Consider the following 15,271-nt stretch of genomic DNA (forward strand, 5'->3'; position numbering starts at 1 on the left):
CACGCCGCTGAACGGCGGGAGGAGCCTGAACCTGGAGACGGATTTCGCCCTGTCGGTCGACGGGAAGCGCACCACCGCGAAGAACCGGAACCTGTGGGGCGTCACGTTCGCCGACGACGACGTCTTCTACGCCACCGCCGCCTCCGGCGACAAGACCTGGCTGGTACGCGGGAGCCTCAAGAGCCGGGAGCTCGCCACGCTGCGCGAGGACGCCGAGTGCCCGTCACTGTCGCCGGACGGCACCCGGGTGGCCTTCAAGACCCGCCACGGCCAGGCCCCGGGTGTCTGGTCGATCGCCGTGTACGACCTGGCGACCGGCAGGTCCACGCTGCTCGCCGAGAGGCACAGCGTCGACGACCAGATCGAGTGGCTGGACGACAGGCACGTGCTCTACGGCCTGCCGCGCTCGGGCACCGGTCCGTCGGCCAGCGACGTCTGGACCGTGCCGGCCAACGGCAGTGGCGCGCCCGCGGTGTTCGTCCCGGATGCCTGGTCGCCCGCGGTGGTCCGCTGACGCGGCGACCAGTGCTTCAACGCCATCGCCGGCCGCTCGACCAGGTGCCAGGACGGGATCGCGAAGACCAGCGTGCCGGCGGTGGCCAGCAGGATGTACGGCAGCAGCCCCCAGGCCGGGACGCCGAGCAGGGCGAGCAGCTGCTGGACCGGGAAGGCGTAAATGTAGAAACCGTACGAGTAGTCCTGACGCACCCCGATGCGCCGGAATGGGGCGGGTAGCGCAATGGCGAGCCAGAGCGTCAGATAGGCGAAGGCCGGGTAGCCGAGAACGTCGAATCCGCCGCATTGTGTGGTGCCGAGCAGAATGACCGCGGCCACGATCGCGCCCAGCTCGTTGAGCACGATCGAGGAGCGGTACAGCTCGAACAGCGCGCCCAGCAGGAACACGTAGGTCAGATAGACCAGCGAGTACGTGTCGATCCCGCCGATGCCCAGGAACGGGCCGTGCACCCCCTGCGGGCCGGGGATGCGCGGCGCGGTCAGGAAGTCGTGCACGATCACCGCGAACAGGCCGCCGGCCAGTGCCGCGACCACCCAGCGGGCCCGCTTCAACAGGCCGGTCAGGGCCAGCCCGGCGATCATGAAGTAGCAGAACACCTCGTACATCAGGCTCCACAGCGAGCCGTCGAAGACCGACTCACCGGTGAGCCGCCCGTACGGCGTGTCGCGCAGCAGGCCGGAGATCCCGTACTGCCGGATCGCGACGGCCAGGTTGTGGAACACGTAGCCGAACGGGCCGCCGGGCTCGGCGAACACCCCGGCCACGCTGCCGTGCTCGATCAGCGCGACCACCGGGGCGACCACGAGCGCCGTGACGATCAGGCACACCCACAGGCCGGGCAGGATCCGCAGGCCGCGGTGCCACAGGTAGCGGGGGAGCGGGACCCGGCCGGCGCTGCGGGTGATCAGGAAACCGGAGATGGTGAAGAAGCCGAGGATGCCGATCTCGCCGAGCACGGTCTGCCCGTGGGTGAGCCCGCCGCCCGGATCCTCCCGCCCGTAACCCAGCGGCAGCGAATGGGAGACCAGCACCGCGAAGGCGAACAGCAGACGAAGGAAACCGAAACTGTTGCCCGGAGCGGAGAACGCCTCGTCGACCGATCGCCGCGTCCAGATTGGAGCCCGCATCAGGGGAGTAAACCACGCCCGCCGAGCAATTCTCCAGCTCGTCGGAAGAATGACAGACGTCGTACGGGAAATGCGGGTCTAATGTCGGTTTTCGCCGAGGCAGCGGCGCTTTTCGCAGGGCCGATGTGGACGATAGGGTGGCCGCATGACGGGAAATCTTCGGTGAGATCGTTCCTCGCGGTTTCCGGTGCGCTCGCGCCGGTCGCCCCGGCCCCGGTCCTGGCCTGCCTCAGCGGTGACCCGGTGGTCACCCGCACGTCCACCGGCTGGGTCGCCACCGGCGGCGCCGACCACGGTGACCGCATCGACCAGGACAGCGGGGCGTTCACCGTCCGCCTCGGCAAGGCCGCCCGCACCCGCACCGGCGACGTCTCCACCGAGGCCCTCGGCGTGCTGCTGCGCGACGGTGTCAAGGCCGACGGCCCGCTGCTGGCCGCGCTGGTCCCGCCGTTCGCCGCGGCGCACAGCGAGGGCGCCGCCGCGCCGGTGATCGCGGCCACCGACTGGCTCGGCTTCCGCCAGCTGTTCTGGTGGCAGGGCCGGGGCGTCGCGGCCGTCTCCACCAGTGCTCTCGCGCTGCGCGCGCTCGCCGAGGCCGATCTCGACCGGCCGGCGCTCGCCGTGCAGAGCCTGGTCGGCTGGCAGGTCGGCCTGCGCACGGTCTTCGCCGGCGTGCACAAGGTCCCGGCCGGCTGCCTCGCGGTCCTGCACGACGGTCGGATCCTGATTCACCGGTACGTCGAGGAGTCCCTCGCCGTGGACGGCCCGTCCCCCTCGCTCGAGGAGGCGGCCGTCGAACAGGCGGCCATCATGACCGCATTCCACCAGGCGTATCTGCGCGACCACCCGCGTTCGGTGCTGCAGCTGACCGGGGGACAGGACACCCGGGTGCTGCTCGCCGCGATCCCGGCCGGGCTGCGCGCCGGGCTGCCCGCGCTCACCCTGGACGTGCACGGCGGCACCGACTCCCGGTTCGCCGGCCGGCTCGCCGCGATGACCGGCATGAAACTGCACGTGCACTGGATGGACGAGGGCCCGGCGGTCACCCCGGCCGAGGCGTTCGCCCTGGCCGTGCGCGCCGCCCGGGAACTGGACTGCATGGCCAGCCCGCTCGCCCTGGCCCCGCTGCTGCGCGCCGAGACCCAGCTGGAGCAGGGCCACCGGCTGTCCGGGCTGGGCGGCGAGACGTGCCGCGGCTTCTACTACTTCGGGCAGCCCGGCGGGGCGACGACCGGGCCGCGGCTGATCGAGAAACTGGCCACCTGGCGGCTGTACGCCAACGAGGCGGTGCAGTCCGAGGCCCTGGCGCCCGACTTCGCGGCGTCCGCCCGGGCCGACGCCCTCGAGCTGATCACCGCGTCGTTCGACGGGTACCCCACCGACTGGCTGGCCGCGACCGACCACTTCTACCTGTATCAGCGGATGCAGCGCTGGTCGGGCGCGCACGGGTCGGTGGCCGCCGCCAACCGGCACTTCGTCAACCCGATGTTCGACCGACGGTTCATCCAGCTGGCGCACGCGGTCAGGCCCGAGGAGAAACGCCACGGGCTGCTCACCGGCCGGCTGATCAGCCTGCTCGACCCGGCGCTGGCCGCGGTGCCCCTCGACTCCGGGCTGATCCCGAACCGGCTCGGCAGACCGGGACTGGCGGCGCGCACCGCGGCCTACCGGGTGACCGCGCAGAAGGCGGCCCGCAAGATCCGGCAGAAGGTGCGTGGCCAGGGGCGCCCGCAGCTGGGTGCCGGCGAGATGGCCGCCCTGGTGGTCGAGCACTGGCGATCCGAACCGGACAGTGTTGCGCCGCTGCGCGACACCGGGCTGGTCCGCGACGCCTGGCTCGGCGAGGTGCTCGCCGGTCGGGCCACCCCGGCGCCGGCCACCGTCGCCTTCCTGGTCAACCTGCTGGCGATCGGGGAGAAATAGCCGCTACGCCGGGGTACCGCCCACCACGACGGGGTGGCGCTCCGGCGTAGCCACGATCAGTTCCGCGTCGTACGAAGCCATGGTTTTCAGATCTCGTTTTCGGTCAGGATGCCGTCGGTCTCGGTGAACTGGGCGCCGGTGGCCGGGCAGACCCAGATGCCGTCGCCCTTCGCGGTGAGCGGTTTGCCGGCCCGGCCGACCCAGCCGATCCGGCGCGCCGGGACTCCGACGACCAGGGCGAAATCGGGCACGTCCTTGGTGACCACCGCGCCGGCGGCGACCAGCGCCCAGCGGCCGACGGTGACCGGCGCGACGCAGACTGCGCGGGCGCCGATCGCGGCGCCCGTACCGATCGTGACCCCGACCGCGGTCCAGTCGTGTCCGTCCTTGAGGCGGCCGTCCGGGGTGACCGAGCGCGGGTACTCGTCGTTGGTCAGCACCGCGGCCGGGCCGACGAAGACGCCGTCGCCGAGCACGGCCGGCTCGTAGACCAGCGCGTGGTTCTGCAGCTTCACGTTGTCGCCGATGCTGACGCCGGGCCCGACGTACGCTCCGCGGCCGATGTTGCAGTTGCGGCCCAGGGTGGCCTGCTCGCGGATCTGCGCCAGATGCCAGATCCGGGTGCCCTCGCCGATCTCGGCGCGCGGGTCCACATCGGCCGTCGCGGCCACGGTCACGTCAGTCATGAAACGCCTCTCACGTAAGGTCGCGGACAGGGTAGCGGAGGGCCTCCCGAAGCGATGTCGGGAAGGCGACGCGGGCCGGCGATGTGACCGTTGGGGCGACCCGGAACGACCGAACGGATCGGCTTGCCCTCCGGGCGCGCGGTTATCCGACAGCGATCTAGCGTCGCTCCTAAGGGGATCGATAGCTTGCCAAGGGTTTGATGAGTCCTGCTGACCTGACACAGATTTGCCCTGACACAGAACGGAAGTCAGTTGAACGCGTCCGAGCCGATCGGGATCGCCGTCATCGGGGCCGGGTACTGGGGCCCCAACCTCGTCCGCAACTTCCAGGCCAGCCCCCAGTTCCGGCTGCACTGGTTGTGCGACCTCGACACCGACCGGGCCCGCCGGGTCCTCGGCGGATACTCCACGGTGCGGGTCACCGCGGATCTGGAAGAGATCCTGGCCGACCCGGCCGTGCAGGCGGTGGCGATCGCCACCCCGGCCGGCACCCACCTCAAGGTGGCGCTGTCCGCGCTGCGCGCCGGCAAGCACGTCCTGGTGGAGAAGCCGCTCGCGGCCACCTATGCGGAGGGCCGCCAGCTCGTCGAGGAGGCCGACGAGCGCGGCCTGACCCTGATGTGCGACCACACCTACTGCTACACCCCCGCGGTGCTGCGCATCCGTGAGCTGCTGCACGCCGGGGAGCTGGGTGAGCTGCACTTCCTCGACTCGGTGCGGATCAACCTGGGCCTGGTCCAGCGGGACATCGACGTGCTGTGGGACCTCGCCCCGCACGACCTGTCCATCCTCGACTTCGTGCTGCCCGAGGGCGTCACCCCGGTGGCCGTCGCGGCGCACGGCGCGGACGGGATCGGCGCCGGCCGGGCCTGCGTGGCCTATCTCACGCTGCAGCTGAGCAACGGCGCGATCGCGCACATCCACGTCAACTGGCTGTCCCCGGTGAAGATCCGCACCGCGATCTTCGGCGGCTCGAAGCGGACCCTGGTGTGGGACGACCTCAACCCCAGCCAGCGGCTGGCCATCTACGACCGGGGCGTCGACGTGGCCTCCCCGGACGAGCTCGGCGACGAGCAGCGCCGCGACATCCTCATCTCGTACCGCTCCGGCGACATGGTCGCGCCGGCGCTCACCGAGCGGGAGGCGCTGCGCACCATGGTGGACGAGTACGCGCGGGCGATCACCACCAAGACCCCCGCGCTCACCGACGGCCGCTCCGGGCTCCGGGTGCTGCAGCTGCTGCAGGCCGCCTCCCGTAGCCTCACCGAGGGCGGCACGATGATCACGATCGACGAAGGGCACATGGCGTGACGGCAGTATCGATCGAGGGCGCGCGCGCCCTGGTCACCGGCGGGGCCGGCACCATCGGGTCGCATGTGGTCGACGAACTCGTCCGCGGCGGGGCCGCCGAGATCGTCGTCCTGGACAACTTCGTCCGCGGCCGCCGGGAGAACCTGGCCTGGGCCATCGAGAACGGCCCGGTGACCCTGGTCGAGGGTGACATCCGCGACGTGGACCTGGTCCGCTCGGTCACCGCCGGCAAGGACCTGGTCTTCCACCTGGCCGCGATCCGGATCACCCAGTGCGCCGAGGAGCCGCGGCTGGCCAACGAGGTGCTCGTCGACGGCACCTTCAACGTGGTCGAGGCGGCCGCCGAGGCCGGGGTCAAGAAGGTGATCGCGTCCTCGTCGGCCTCCGTGTACGGCCTGGCCGAGCAGTTCCCGACCACCGAGCGCCACCACCCGTACAACAACGACACGTTCTACGGCGCAGCCAAGGCCTTCAACGAGGCCACCCTGCGCAGCTTCAAGGCGATGAAGGACCTCGACTACGTCGCGCTGCGCTACTTCAACGTGTACGGCCCGCGGATGGACATCCACGGCCTGTACACCGAGGTGCTGATCCGCTGGATGGAGCGGATCGAGTCGGGCACCCCGCCGCTGATCCTCGGCGACGGCCTGCAGACCATGGACTTCGTGCACGTGGCCGACATCGCCCGGGCCAACATCCTGGCCGCCCAGGCCGATGTCACCGACGACGTGTTCAACGTGGCCTCCGGCGCCGAGACCAGCCTCAAGGAGCTGGCCGCCGCGCTGAGCGCGGTGATGAAATCCGACCTGCAGCCGGAGCACGGCCCGGCGCGCGCGGTCAACGGCGTCACCCGGCGCCTGGCCGAGACCCAGCGCGCCTACGACGTGATCGGCTTCCGCGCCGAGATCGGCCTGCACGAGGGCCTGCAGCAGCTCGTCGACTGGTGGCGGTCCTCCCAGTGATCCCGGTGATGATCCCCATGCTCGGGGAGGAAGAGGCGCAGGCCGCCGCCGACGCGGTCCGCTCCGGCTGGGTCGCCCAGGGCCCGCGGGTCGCCCGGTTCGAGAAGGAGTTCGCGGCCACCGTCGGCGCGGCGCACGGGGTCGCGGTCAGCTCCTGCACCACCGGCCTGCACCTGGCCCTGGTCCTGCTCGACCTGCGCCCCGGCGACGAGGTGATCGTCCCGTCGCTGTCGTTCATCGCCACCGCCAACGCCGTGCGCTACGTCGGCGCCACGCCGATCTTCGCCGACGTCGACCTGGCCACCGGCAACCTGACCGTCGAGACGATCGACGCGGTCCGCACCGACCGCACCCGCGCGGTCATCGCGGTCCACCAGGGCGGGGTGCCGTTCGACACGGTCGCGCTGCGCAAGGCCGCCGAAGCCTGGGGGGTGGCCCTGGTCGAGGACGCCGCGTGCGCCGCCGGCTCCACCGCCTACGGGGCACCGGCCGGCACCGGCGCGGCCGTCGCCGCGTGGTCGTTCCACCCGCGCAAGGTGCTCACCACCGGCGAGGGCGGCATGGTCACCGTCGACGACCCGGACGTCGCCGCCCGGCTGCGCCGGCTCCGCGAACACGGGATGAACGTGTCCGCGGCCGATCGGCACTCCAGCAGCCAGCCGGTCCTCGAGGCGTACCTGGAGACCGCGTACAACTACCGGATGACCGACATCCAGGCCGCGGTCGGCCTGGTCCAGCTCGGCCGGCTCGCCGGTCTGGTCGCGCAGCGGCGTTCCCTCGCCGCGCGCTACCACGAGCTGTTGGCCGACATCGACGGCCTGGTGCCGGTGCGTGACCCGGCCCACGGCCAGACCAACTACCAGTCGTTCTGGGTGCTGCTCGACCCGCCGTACCGGACCGGACGGGACGAGGTGCTGGCCGAACTCGCCCGGCGCGGGGTGTCGGCGCGGCGCGGCATCATGGCGGCCCACCTGGAGCCGGCCTACGCCGACGTGACGCCGGGACCGCTGCCGGTCACCGAGCGGATCACCCGGGACTCGCTGATCCTGCCGCTGCATCACCGGGTGACCGACGAGGACCAGCAGCACATCGTGGGGGTGCTGCGCGACCTCGCCTGACCGGGCTGGCGGCGCCGGTGGACCAGATGGTCTGCCGGATGGCGACGCACGGGCGGTTCGTCGGGTGGCGGCGGACCGCAGGGTTCGTGGGATGCCGGCGGACCGGGCGGACTGCCGAGTGCCGGCGGACCGGGCGGTCTGCCGAGTGACGGCGAACCGGGCGGTCCGTCGCAAGCGGCGGACCCGGCGGTCCGCCACCGCCGGCGCTTCAGGCCGTGCCTTTCGGAGCGAGTCCCCGGTACGCGGCCAGCATTGCCGGGTGTGTGCGGCGGTGGGCTGAGGGTCAGGGTGGGTCCGGGTAGGTGCGCCAGCGGCACGGGGTCAGGCCGTGCGCGGTGCGGAAGCGGCGGATGAAATAGCTGACGTCCGGGTAGCCGACGCGGTGGGCGATCGCCGCCACCGTCAGATCGGTGTCGGTCAGCAGCAGGCGGGCCTCCTGCATGCGGCGCTCGCCCAGCCACTGCTGCACGGTGCGGCCGGTGCGGCGGCGGACCACGGTGGTCAGATGCCCCGGGGTCAGGGACAGCTCGGCCGCGACGTCGGCCAGCGAGATCGGCTCGGCGAAGCGCCGCTCGACGACGTCGAGCACGGCGGCGATCAACGGTTCCTCGGCGACGCCGGTGCAGCGGCGGGCGACCGCGACCAGCAGCAGGGTCAGGTGCGCCAGGGCCGCCTCGGCGAAACCGCTCGCCCTGGCCCGCAGCTCGGCGTCGAGGGCGCGCAGGCCGGCGACCCAGCCGTCGCGGTCGGCGGGTGGCAGGTGCAGGCGCTGGGCGCGCCGCGCGCCGTGGGCGAACGGGAACAGCAGCGGGTGGGCGCGCCACGACGAACAGGCGCCGGAGCGGATCACGTCGGCCGGGAAGAAGACCACCCAGCCGTCGGCGACCATCCCGTCGGCCGGCTCCGGGAAGGACAGCACCTGGCCGGGCGCGATGACGAACAGGTCGCCGTCGGCAACTGACCAGTTCCGGTCATCGATGACGACGGTGCCGGCCGCGCGGGCGGCATAGAAAAGGACCAGGAAGTCGTGCGTGTGGGTGCGCCGCCCGGGCAGCACGGCCGCGGTCAGCGGCACGTCGGGCAGCCGCGACACGGCCACCGCCGGGACGCCCGGCGCGCGCTCGAAGACGGCGACCGGCACCCCACCGGCGGTGGTCCGGGCCATCCGGGCCGCCTGGCTATGCGGAACCGAAGAATGTCCTATCCCTGCCACGGATCCGACGATGTCCCCGACGCTGGCCTGCATGAGGCTGAGCGTACGACCGAAAATCGTCCGATCGCGACAGGAGCACGGTGATGACCGAGACCACGCGGCCCTACATTCCGGCCATGGGGCGGCACGGGATGCTGTTCCTCTACGATCCGTTCACCCGGGTGGCCGGGCTCCGGCGGGTGCACGCCGAACTCCTCGACCGGGCCGGGGCGCGGCCGGGGCAGCGGGTGCTGGAGATCGGCTGCGGGCCGGGTGATCTGCTGCTGGCGTTGGCGCGGCGTACGCCGCAATCCGATCTGACCGGAATCGATCCGGATCCGGCGGCGCTGCGCAAAGCGCGACGCAAAGCGGCGCGGCGTGGTGTCGAGGTGCGTTTCGAGCAGGCGTACGCGGATTGCCTACCGCTGCCGGATGCGAGCGTGGACCGGGTGCTGTCCTGCTACATGCTGCACCACCTGGAACCGGAGGCGCAGTCGGCGGCGTTCCGGGAGGTGCGGCGGGTGTTGCGGCCGGGCGGCGAGCTGCATCTGGTGGATGCCGACGGTGCGGCGCACGGACTGTCGCTGCGGCTCGCCGGGCAGACTCCGGAGCGGATTGTGGACCTTATGCGGTCGGCCGGGCTGACCGATCCGGCCCATACCGGCAGGGGCGCGGGGCGGGTGATCGGGCGGTACGCCTTTTACCGGGCCAACGCCTGAATCGCACCGTTACCGCGGGCGGTGAACCCGGTGGGGCCCGGAGAGCCGGCCGACGTCGTGGTGACCCTGGCGGCGGCGCCCGCGTCACCCTCACCCACGCCGTCCCCGTCGGCCTCGCCGTCGGCCGTGCCGTCCGCATCGCCGACCTCGTCGCCGTCCGCGTCTCCTACGGCGTCGCCGTCCGCGAGTCCGAGCGTGGCGCCGCCGCCGGCCGGCCCGCCGTCCGGGGTCACCGCCCAGGCGGGCATCTCGTCGATCGTCGTGAGCTGGAATCCACCGGCCGACACCACCGGCGTCACCTCATATCGCGCGACCGCCAGCCCGGGCCCGGGTAGCTGCAGCTCGAGCGGCACCAGCTGTGTGATGGGGGCCGCGGCGGGCACCTCCTACACGGTGACGGTGACCGCGGTGGGTCCGGGTGGCGAGTCGGCGGCGTCCGGGTCGTCGAACGGGGTGACCCCGTCCGCGCCGGAAGTGCCGGCCACCGTGCCCACCACCGACAAGACGCTCACCACGCCGGCCGGCACCGACAACACGGTGGCGCCGGGCGGGACGGTGACCATCACCGGTGAGGGATACGCGCCGTTCTCGACGGTGACCGTCATCATCTATTCCTCGCCGCTGAACCTGGGCACGGCCACCGCCGACGCCCAGGGCCGGATCAGCGTGACGGTCACCATCCCGTCCGGGTTGCCGATCGGGGACCACTCGATCGTCGCCTCCGGCGTCGACAAGTCCGGTAACGCCCTGGTCCGCCGCCTCGACGTGAAGGCCGCCGCGAAGACCGCCACCGAGACACCGACCCTGCCCACCACCGGGCCGGCCGTCATCTGGCTGCTGATCACCGGAGCCGCCATGATCCTGACCGGCGTGACGGCCCGCATCATCGCCGCCCGCCGTTAGCCACCGCACCGGAGACAGCCACCGCCCCCGACCGGCCCACCCCAGCGCGGCGCCGGGCCGGGGGCGACCGGCATCCGCACCCGTCGCTTGCCCGCGCGCGCCGCTTGCCCGCCCGCTGCTTGCCCGCGCGCGCCGCCGGTCGTCGCGGATCAGTAGTCGTCGAGCGCCGGCGCCTCCCCGGCGTCGTGCGCGGCGAGCAGCGCCGCGAACCGGTCCGACGCCATGATCCGGACCCCCAGCTCCTCAGCTTTCGCCGCTTTCGACCCGGCGCCGTCACCGACCACCACCAGGTCGGTCCGTTTCGACACCGACCCGGACGACTTGCCGCCGAGGCGTTCCACCGCCTCGTTGCCCTCGTTGCGGGTCAGGCCCGGCACCGATCCGGTCACCACCACCGTCATCGGCGTGCCGTCCTCCTTCTGCAACGGCAGCCCGGTCTCTGCCGTCGCCACCACCCGCTCGTGGTAGGGCGTCACTCCCGGCTCGCTCATCGTGATCCCGCGCTCGGTGAGCTTGGCGATGACCGGCGCCAGGTCGGCCAGCTCGGCCGCGATGGTGGCGGCACGTTCCGGCCCGACCGCCGCCACCTCCTGCAGCTGGTCGACGGTCGCCGCGCAGAGCGCCTCCATGGTGCCGAAGTGCCGGGCCAGCCGGCGCGACATCGACCGCCCGGTCATCCGCACGCCGAGGCCGGTCAGCACCCGGGACAGCGGCTGCTGTTTGGAGGCCTGGATGTTGGCGACCAGTTTCGCCGCCGAGGTGCGGCCGAGGCGCTCGAGCCGGGCGAGCGTGTCGGCGTCCAGGTCGTACAGATCGGCCGGGTCGGTGACCAGGCCGGCCGTGACCAGCGCGCGGATCACCTTGTCGCCGAGACCCTCGATGTCCATCGAGTCGCGGGCCGCGAAGTACGCCAGGGACTCGGTGGCGCCGCACGCCCGGCCCTGCACGCATCGCCAGCGTTTCTGCGACCGGTCGATGTCGCCGCCGCAGCGCGGGCAGTGCTCCGGCGCGGCGAACGGCTCGGCGCCCTCGGGCCGCTCGTCGAGTTTGGCCCCGGTGATCTCCGGGATCACCTCGCCGGCCCGCCGGACGAAGACCGTGTCGCCGACCCGCACGTCGCGCCGCACCAGGTCGCCGAAGTTGTGCAGGGTGGCCGAGGTGACCACCACGCCGCCGACCTGGACCGGCTCGATCACCGCGACCGGGGTGATCAGCCCGGTCCGGCCGACCTGCACCTCGATCGCGGTGAGCCGGCTGGTGCGGGTGTCGGCCGGGAACTTGTAGGCGATCGCCCAGCGCGGCGCCCGGCTGGACGACCCGGCGGCGTCCCGGTCGGCGGGGGAGTCGGCCTTGACGACCACGCCGTCGATGTCGAAGCCGAGTTTGTCGCGGAGCGCGCCGAGGCGGCTGATCGCCGCGACCAGCTCGTCGGCGGTGGCGCAGACCGCCATGCCGGCCGCCGAGCCACCGGTCGTGGCCACCCCGAGCTCGGCGATCGCCGCCATCGCCGCGCTGTGCGTGAGGCCCTCGCCGCCGGGCAGGTCGTGCACCGCGTACGCTAGGAAGGAGAGTGGCGCGACGTACGCCCGGTCCTGCGCGCGCAGCGTGCCGGCCGCCGCGTTGCGCGGGTTGGCGAACGGTGCGCCGCCGTGCCCGGTACGCAGTTCGTTGGCCCGGGTGAAGTCCTCATCGGTCATGAACACCTCGCCGCGCACCTCGACGGTGACCGGCCGGGTCAGCTCGGCCGGCAGGCCGGCGACCGTCCGGGCCTGGGCGGTGACGTCCTCCCCGGCCCGCCCGTCGCCGCGGGTGGCGACCTGGACCAGCCGGCCGTCGGTGTAGCGGGCGGCGATCGCCATGCCGTCGATCTTCGGCTCCACGGTGTAGCCGGCGGCGGGCCGGCCGAGGACCCGGTCCAGCCGGGCCGCCCAGGCGAGCAGCTCGTCGGGGTCGAAGACGTTGGCCAGGCTCAGCATCGGGGTGCTGTGCTGCACGTCGCCGGTGACGCCGCCGCCGGCGCCGACCGTGTCGCTGGGCGACTCGGCGACCGTCCACCCGGGTCGCGCGGCCTCGGTGGCGGTGACCCGGGCCAGCAGCGCGTCGTAGGTGGCGTCGTCCATGGCCAGGTCGGTGCCCGCGTAGTAGGCCGCGGCGGCCGCCCGGATCCGCTCGATCGCCGCGCGGTAGTCCGCGGCGGTGTCGAACGGCTCGGCGTGCGCCGCGTCGACGACGGGGGCGATCTCGGGCTCGGTAGGCATCAGGCACTCGTTTCGTCGGGCTCTCGTGACAGTGACCTTGATACTGGAGGGGTACGACAAAACCGGGACCGCCACCGACGTCCGGACCGACCCGATCGTCGGCCACGAACAGGGCCGGATGGTCGTCGTGACGCGTCCGCGAGACGCCGTCCGGGCCGGGCCGATGCTCGGCCGGACCGTTTGCCGGGGTTCATGCGGGGTATCCGCCATCCGATCACATACCCTTATCGAGGAGTTTGTCCGGATGGAAGCGCGTAGTCCCGCCGAAGTGATCAAGGATGCCGTCACCGCGGTGACCAGCGAGAAGAAGCCGGATGTGCCGGGCGCCCCGGGCAGCGGCACGCCCACGGTCGAGGAGCCGGCCACGCCGCGGGAGCCCCTCCCGCCCAAACCCGAGCAGGGCCAGCCGGACACCCGCACCCCGACCGGCGCGCCCACCGGTGCGCCGCCGACGGCGTACGGCCAGCAGGGTCCTTATCTGACCACCGCGCAGGGTGCCCGCCTGCGGGACACCGACCACTCGTTGAAGGCCGGGCCCCGCGGACCCATTCTGCTGCAGGACCACCACTTCCGCGAGAAGATCACGCATTTCGACCACGAGCGGATCCCGGAGCGGGTGGTGCACGCGCGGGGCGCCGGCGCGCACGGCGTGTTCACCAGTTACGGCACCGCGGCGGCGCTCACCCAGGCCGGCTTCCTGAAGGAGAAGGGCAAGCAGACCGACGTCTTCGTGCGGTTCTCCACGGTGCTCGGCTCGCGCGGCTCGGCCGACACGGTGCGCGACACCCGCGGATTCGCCACCAAGTTCTACACCGACGAGGGCACCTTCGACCTGGTCGGCAACAACATGCCGGTGTTCTTCATCCAGGACGCGATCAAGTTCCCGGACATCGTGCACGCCGCCAAGTGGCACCCGGACCGGGAGATCCCGCAGGCGCAGAGCGCGCACGACACGTTCTGGGACTTCGTCTCGCTGCACACCGAGGCACAGCACCACACCATGTGGAACATGTCCGACCGGGGCATTCCGCGGTCGTACCGGACGATGGAGGGTTTCGGCGTCCACACGTTCCGCCTGGTGAACGACGCCGGCGAGACCGTGCTGGTGAAGTTCCACTGGAAACCCAAGCTGGGCGTGCACTCGCTGGTCTGGGAGGAGGCGCAGATCACCAACGGCGTCGACCCGGACTTCCACCGCCGCGACCTGTACGACTCGATCGAGGCCGGCGCCTACCCGGAGTGGGAGCTGGGCCTGCAGGTCTTCCCGGACAATCCGGAGGAGACGTTCGCCGGGATCGATCTGCTCGACCCGACGAAGATCGTGCCGGAGGAGCTGGCCCCGGTGCAGCCGGTCGGCAAGCTGGTCCTCAACCGCACGCCCACCAACTTCCACGCCGAGGTCGAGCAGGTCGCCTTCCACCTGGGCAACCTGGTGCCGGGCATCGACGTGACCAACGACCCGCTGCTGCAGGGCCGGCTCTTCTCCTACCTGGACACGCAGCTGACCCGGCTGGCCGGGCCGAACTTCCACCAGATCCCGATCAACGCGCCGCACGCCCCGGTCAACGACATGCTGCGGGACGGCTTCCACCAGCACGCGGTGCACGCGGGCGTGGCACCCTACCGCCCCAACTCGCTGGACGGCGGCAACCCGTTCACCACCACCGAGGGCAGCTTCGTCGATGTGCCCGTGGTGGTCACCGAGGCGCCCAAGATCCGCGACCTGCCGGTGTCGTTCAAGGACCACTACACCCAGGTGCGGCTGTTCTGGCAGAGCATGACGCCGGTCGAGCGTGAGCACATCATCCGGGCCTACACCTTCGAGCTCGGCAAGTGCTACCACCAGGCGATCAAGGAACGGCAGCTGCAGTGCCTGGCCAACATCGACCCGGTGCTCTGCGAGCAGGTCGCGCTCGGCCTGGGGCTGCCCGCCCCGGCGCCGTCGATCGACCTGCCCGAGGTCACGCCGAGCGCCGCGCTGTCCCAGATCGGTCAGCAGTGGCCGGCCGACGGGCGGATCGTCGGCATCGTGGTCGACGAGACCGGCGGCGACGCCGCGGTGGCCGAGATCCGCGAGGCGATCGCCGCCGCCGGCATGGTCCCGCTGATCATCGCTCCGCACGGCGGCAAGGTCGGCGGATTGACGGTGCAGCGGACCTTCGCCACCGCGCGGTCCATCGAGTACGACGCGGTGCTGGTGGCGGCCGCCCCGGTCCCGGCGCCGGACGCGGTGCCGGCCCGCGACGAGAAGGCCGGCGCGCCGCGCACCGCGGCCGTCGACCCGCGGGTGAACATGCTGGTCGACGAGGCGTGGCGGCACGCCAAGGCGATCGGCGGCTGGGGCACCGGCGCCGACCTGCTGCGCCGAACCGGCCTGGCCGACACGCCGGGCGTGGTGGTCGGCGACTCGGCCACCGAGGTGCTGACCGCGCTGCAGCAGCTGATGGCCAACCACCGTGTGTGGGAACGCTTCCCGGCCACGGTGGCCTGACCTCTCACGGACCGCGCGGCCCCAGGGTCGCGCGGTCCCTTTTCAAGATTAACTAGCTGGCGTA

General features: G+C 72.2%; 12 protein-coding genes. 7 read left to right on the plus strand and 5 right to left on the minus strand.

Annotated elements, in window-relative coordinates:
- Positions 1-390: 390 nt before the first annotated feature.
- Entirely contained in the window at positions 391-1,644 is a 1,254-nt protein-coding gene (locus ACSP50_RS43935; RefSeq protein ID WP_014690095.1) for an acyltransferase, read from the minus strand.
- A 162-nt stretch (positions 1,645-1,806) separates the two neighbouring features.
- On the opposite strand from ACSP50_RS43935, the gene ACSP50_RS15170 reads away from it, so the two are divergent.
- Positions 1,807-3,567, plus strand: a complete 1,761-nt coding sequence (locus ACSP50_RS15170; RefSeq protein ID WP_043511474.1) for a hypothetical protein — start codon at positions 1,807-1,809, stop codon at positions 3,565-3,567.
- A gap of 86 nt (positions 3,568-3,653) precedes the next feature.
- Here ACSP50_RS15170 and ACSP50_RS15175 read toward each other — a convergent pair whose 3' ends face one another.
- Positions 3,654-4,253, minus strand: coding sequence for an acyltransferase (locus tag ACSP50_RS15175; RefSeq protein WP_014690097.1), 600 nt, complete (start codon positions 4,251-4,253; stop codon positions 3,654-3,656).
- Positions 4,254-4,505: 252 nt separating this feature from the next.
- Between ACSP50_RS15175 and ACSP50_RS15180 the strand changes: the two genes are divergently transcribed.
- Genes ACSP50_RS15180 through ACSP50_RS15190 form a run of 3 tightly spaced genes read left to right on the plus strand, consistent with a single transcriptional unit; the run spans position 4,506 to position 7,644 of the window.
- The gene (locus tag ACSP50_RS15180) at positions 4,506-5,564 is read left to right on the plus strand and encodes a Gfo/Idh/MocA family protein (protein WP_014690098.1); all 1,059 of its coding nucleotides are present in this window, start codon (positions 4,506-4,508) and stop codon (positions 5,562-5,564) included.
- Positions 5,561-6,526, plus strand: a complete 966-nt coding sequence (locus ACSP50_RS15185; protein WP_014690099.1) for an NAD-dependent epimerase/dehydratase family protein — start codon at positions 5,561-5,563, stop codon at positions 6,524-6,526. Before ACSP50_RS15180 ends, ACSP50_RS15185 begins: the two co-directional genes overlap by 4 nt.
- Positions 6,527-6,543: 17 nt before the next feature.
- On the plus strand, positions 6,544-7,644 hold the full coding sequence (locus ACSP50_RS15190; protein ID WP_197688140.1) for a DegT/DnrJ/EryC1/StrS aminotransferase family protein: 1,101 nt from the start codon (positions 6,544-6,546) through the stop codon (positions 7,642-7,644).
- Between the two features lie 283 nt (positions 7,645-7,927).
- Here the strand turns inward: ACSP50_RS15190 and ACSP50_RS15195 are convergent, their stop codons facing one another.
- Positions 7,928-8,785: an AraC family transcriptional regulator gene (locus ACSP50_RS15195; protein ID WP_043514188.1), complete on the minus strand. Its 858-nt coding sequence runs from the start codon at positions 8,783-8,785 to the stop codon at positions 7,928-7,930.
- 155 nt (positions 8,786-8,940) lie between these two features.
- Here ACSP50_RS15195 and ACSP50_RS15200 point away from each other — a divergent pair, with 155 nt between their 5' ends.
- Positions 8,941-9,555, plus strand: a complete 615-nt coding sequence (locus ACSP50_RS15200; protein ID WP_014690102.1) for a class I SAM-dependent methyltransferase — start codon at positions 8,941-8,943, stop codon at positions 9,553-9,555.
- Here ACSP50_RS15200 and ACSP50_RS15205 read toward each other — a convergent pair.
- Positions 9,537-9,908 carry a hypothetical protein gene (locus ACSP50_RS15205; protein WP_014690103.1) on the minus strand — a complete coding sequence of 124 codons (372 nt, stop codon included), beginning with the start codon at positions 9,906-9,908 and terminating at the stop codon, positions 9,537-9,539. The genes ACSP50_RS15200 and ACSP50_RS15205 overlap by 19 nt on opposite strands.
- Before the next feature lie 10 nt (positions 9,909-9,918).
- Here ACSP50_RS15205 and ACSP50_RS15210 point away from each other — a divergent pair, with 10 nt between their 5' ends.
- Complete coding sequence (locus ACSP50_RS15210; protein WP_014690104.1) at positions 9,919-10,458, plus strand: hypothetical protein; 540 nt, start codon at positions 9,919-9,921, stop codon at positions 10,456-10,458.
- A 149-nt stretch (positions 10,459-10,607) separates the two neighbouring features.
- Here ACSP50_RS15210 and ligA read toward each other — a convergent pair whose 3' ends face one another.
- On the minus strand, positions 10,608-12,716 hold the full coding sequence (gene ligA / locus ACSP50_RS15215; protein ID WP_014690105.1) for an NAD-dependent DNA ligase LigA: 2,109 nt from the start codon (positions 12,714-12,716) through the stop codon (positions 10,608-10,610).
- A gap of 244 nt (positions 12,717-12,960) precedes the next feature.
- On the opposite strand from ligA, the gene ACSP50_RS15220 reads away from it, so the two are divergent.
- Positions 12,961-15,207, plus strand: coding sequence for a catalase (locus ACSP50_RS15220; protein WP_014690106.1), 2,247 nt, complete (start codon positions 12,961-12,963; stop codon positions 15,205-15,207).
- Positions 15,208-15,271 lie beyond the last annotated feature (64 nt).

The sequence above is a fragment of the Actinoplanes sp. SE50/110 genome, assembly GCF_900119315.1.
Lineage (GTDB): Bacteria > Actinomycetota > Actinomycetes > Mycobacteriales > Micromonosporaceae > Actinoplanes.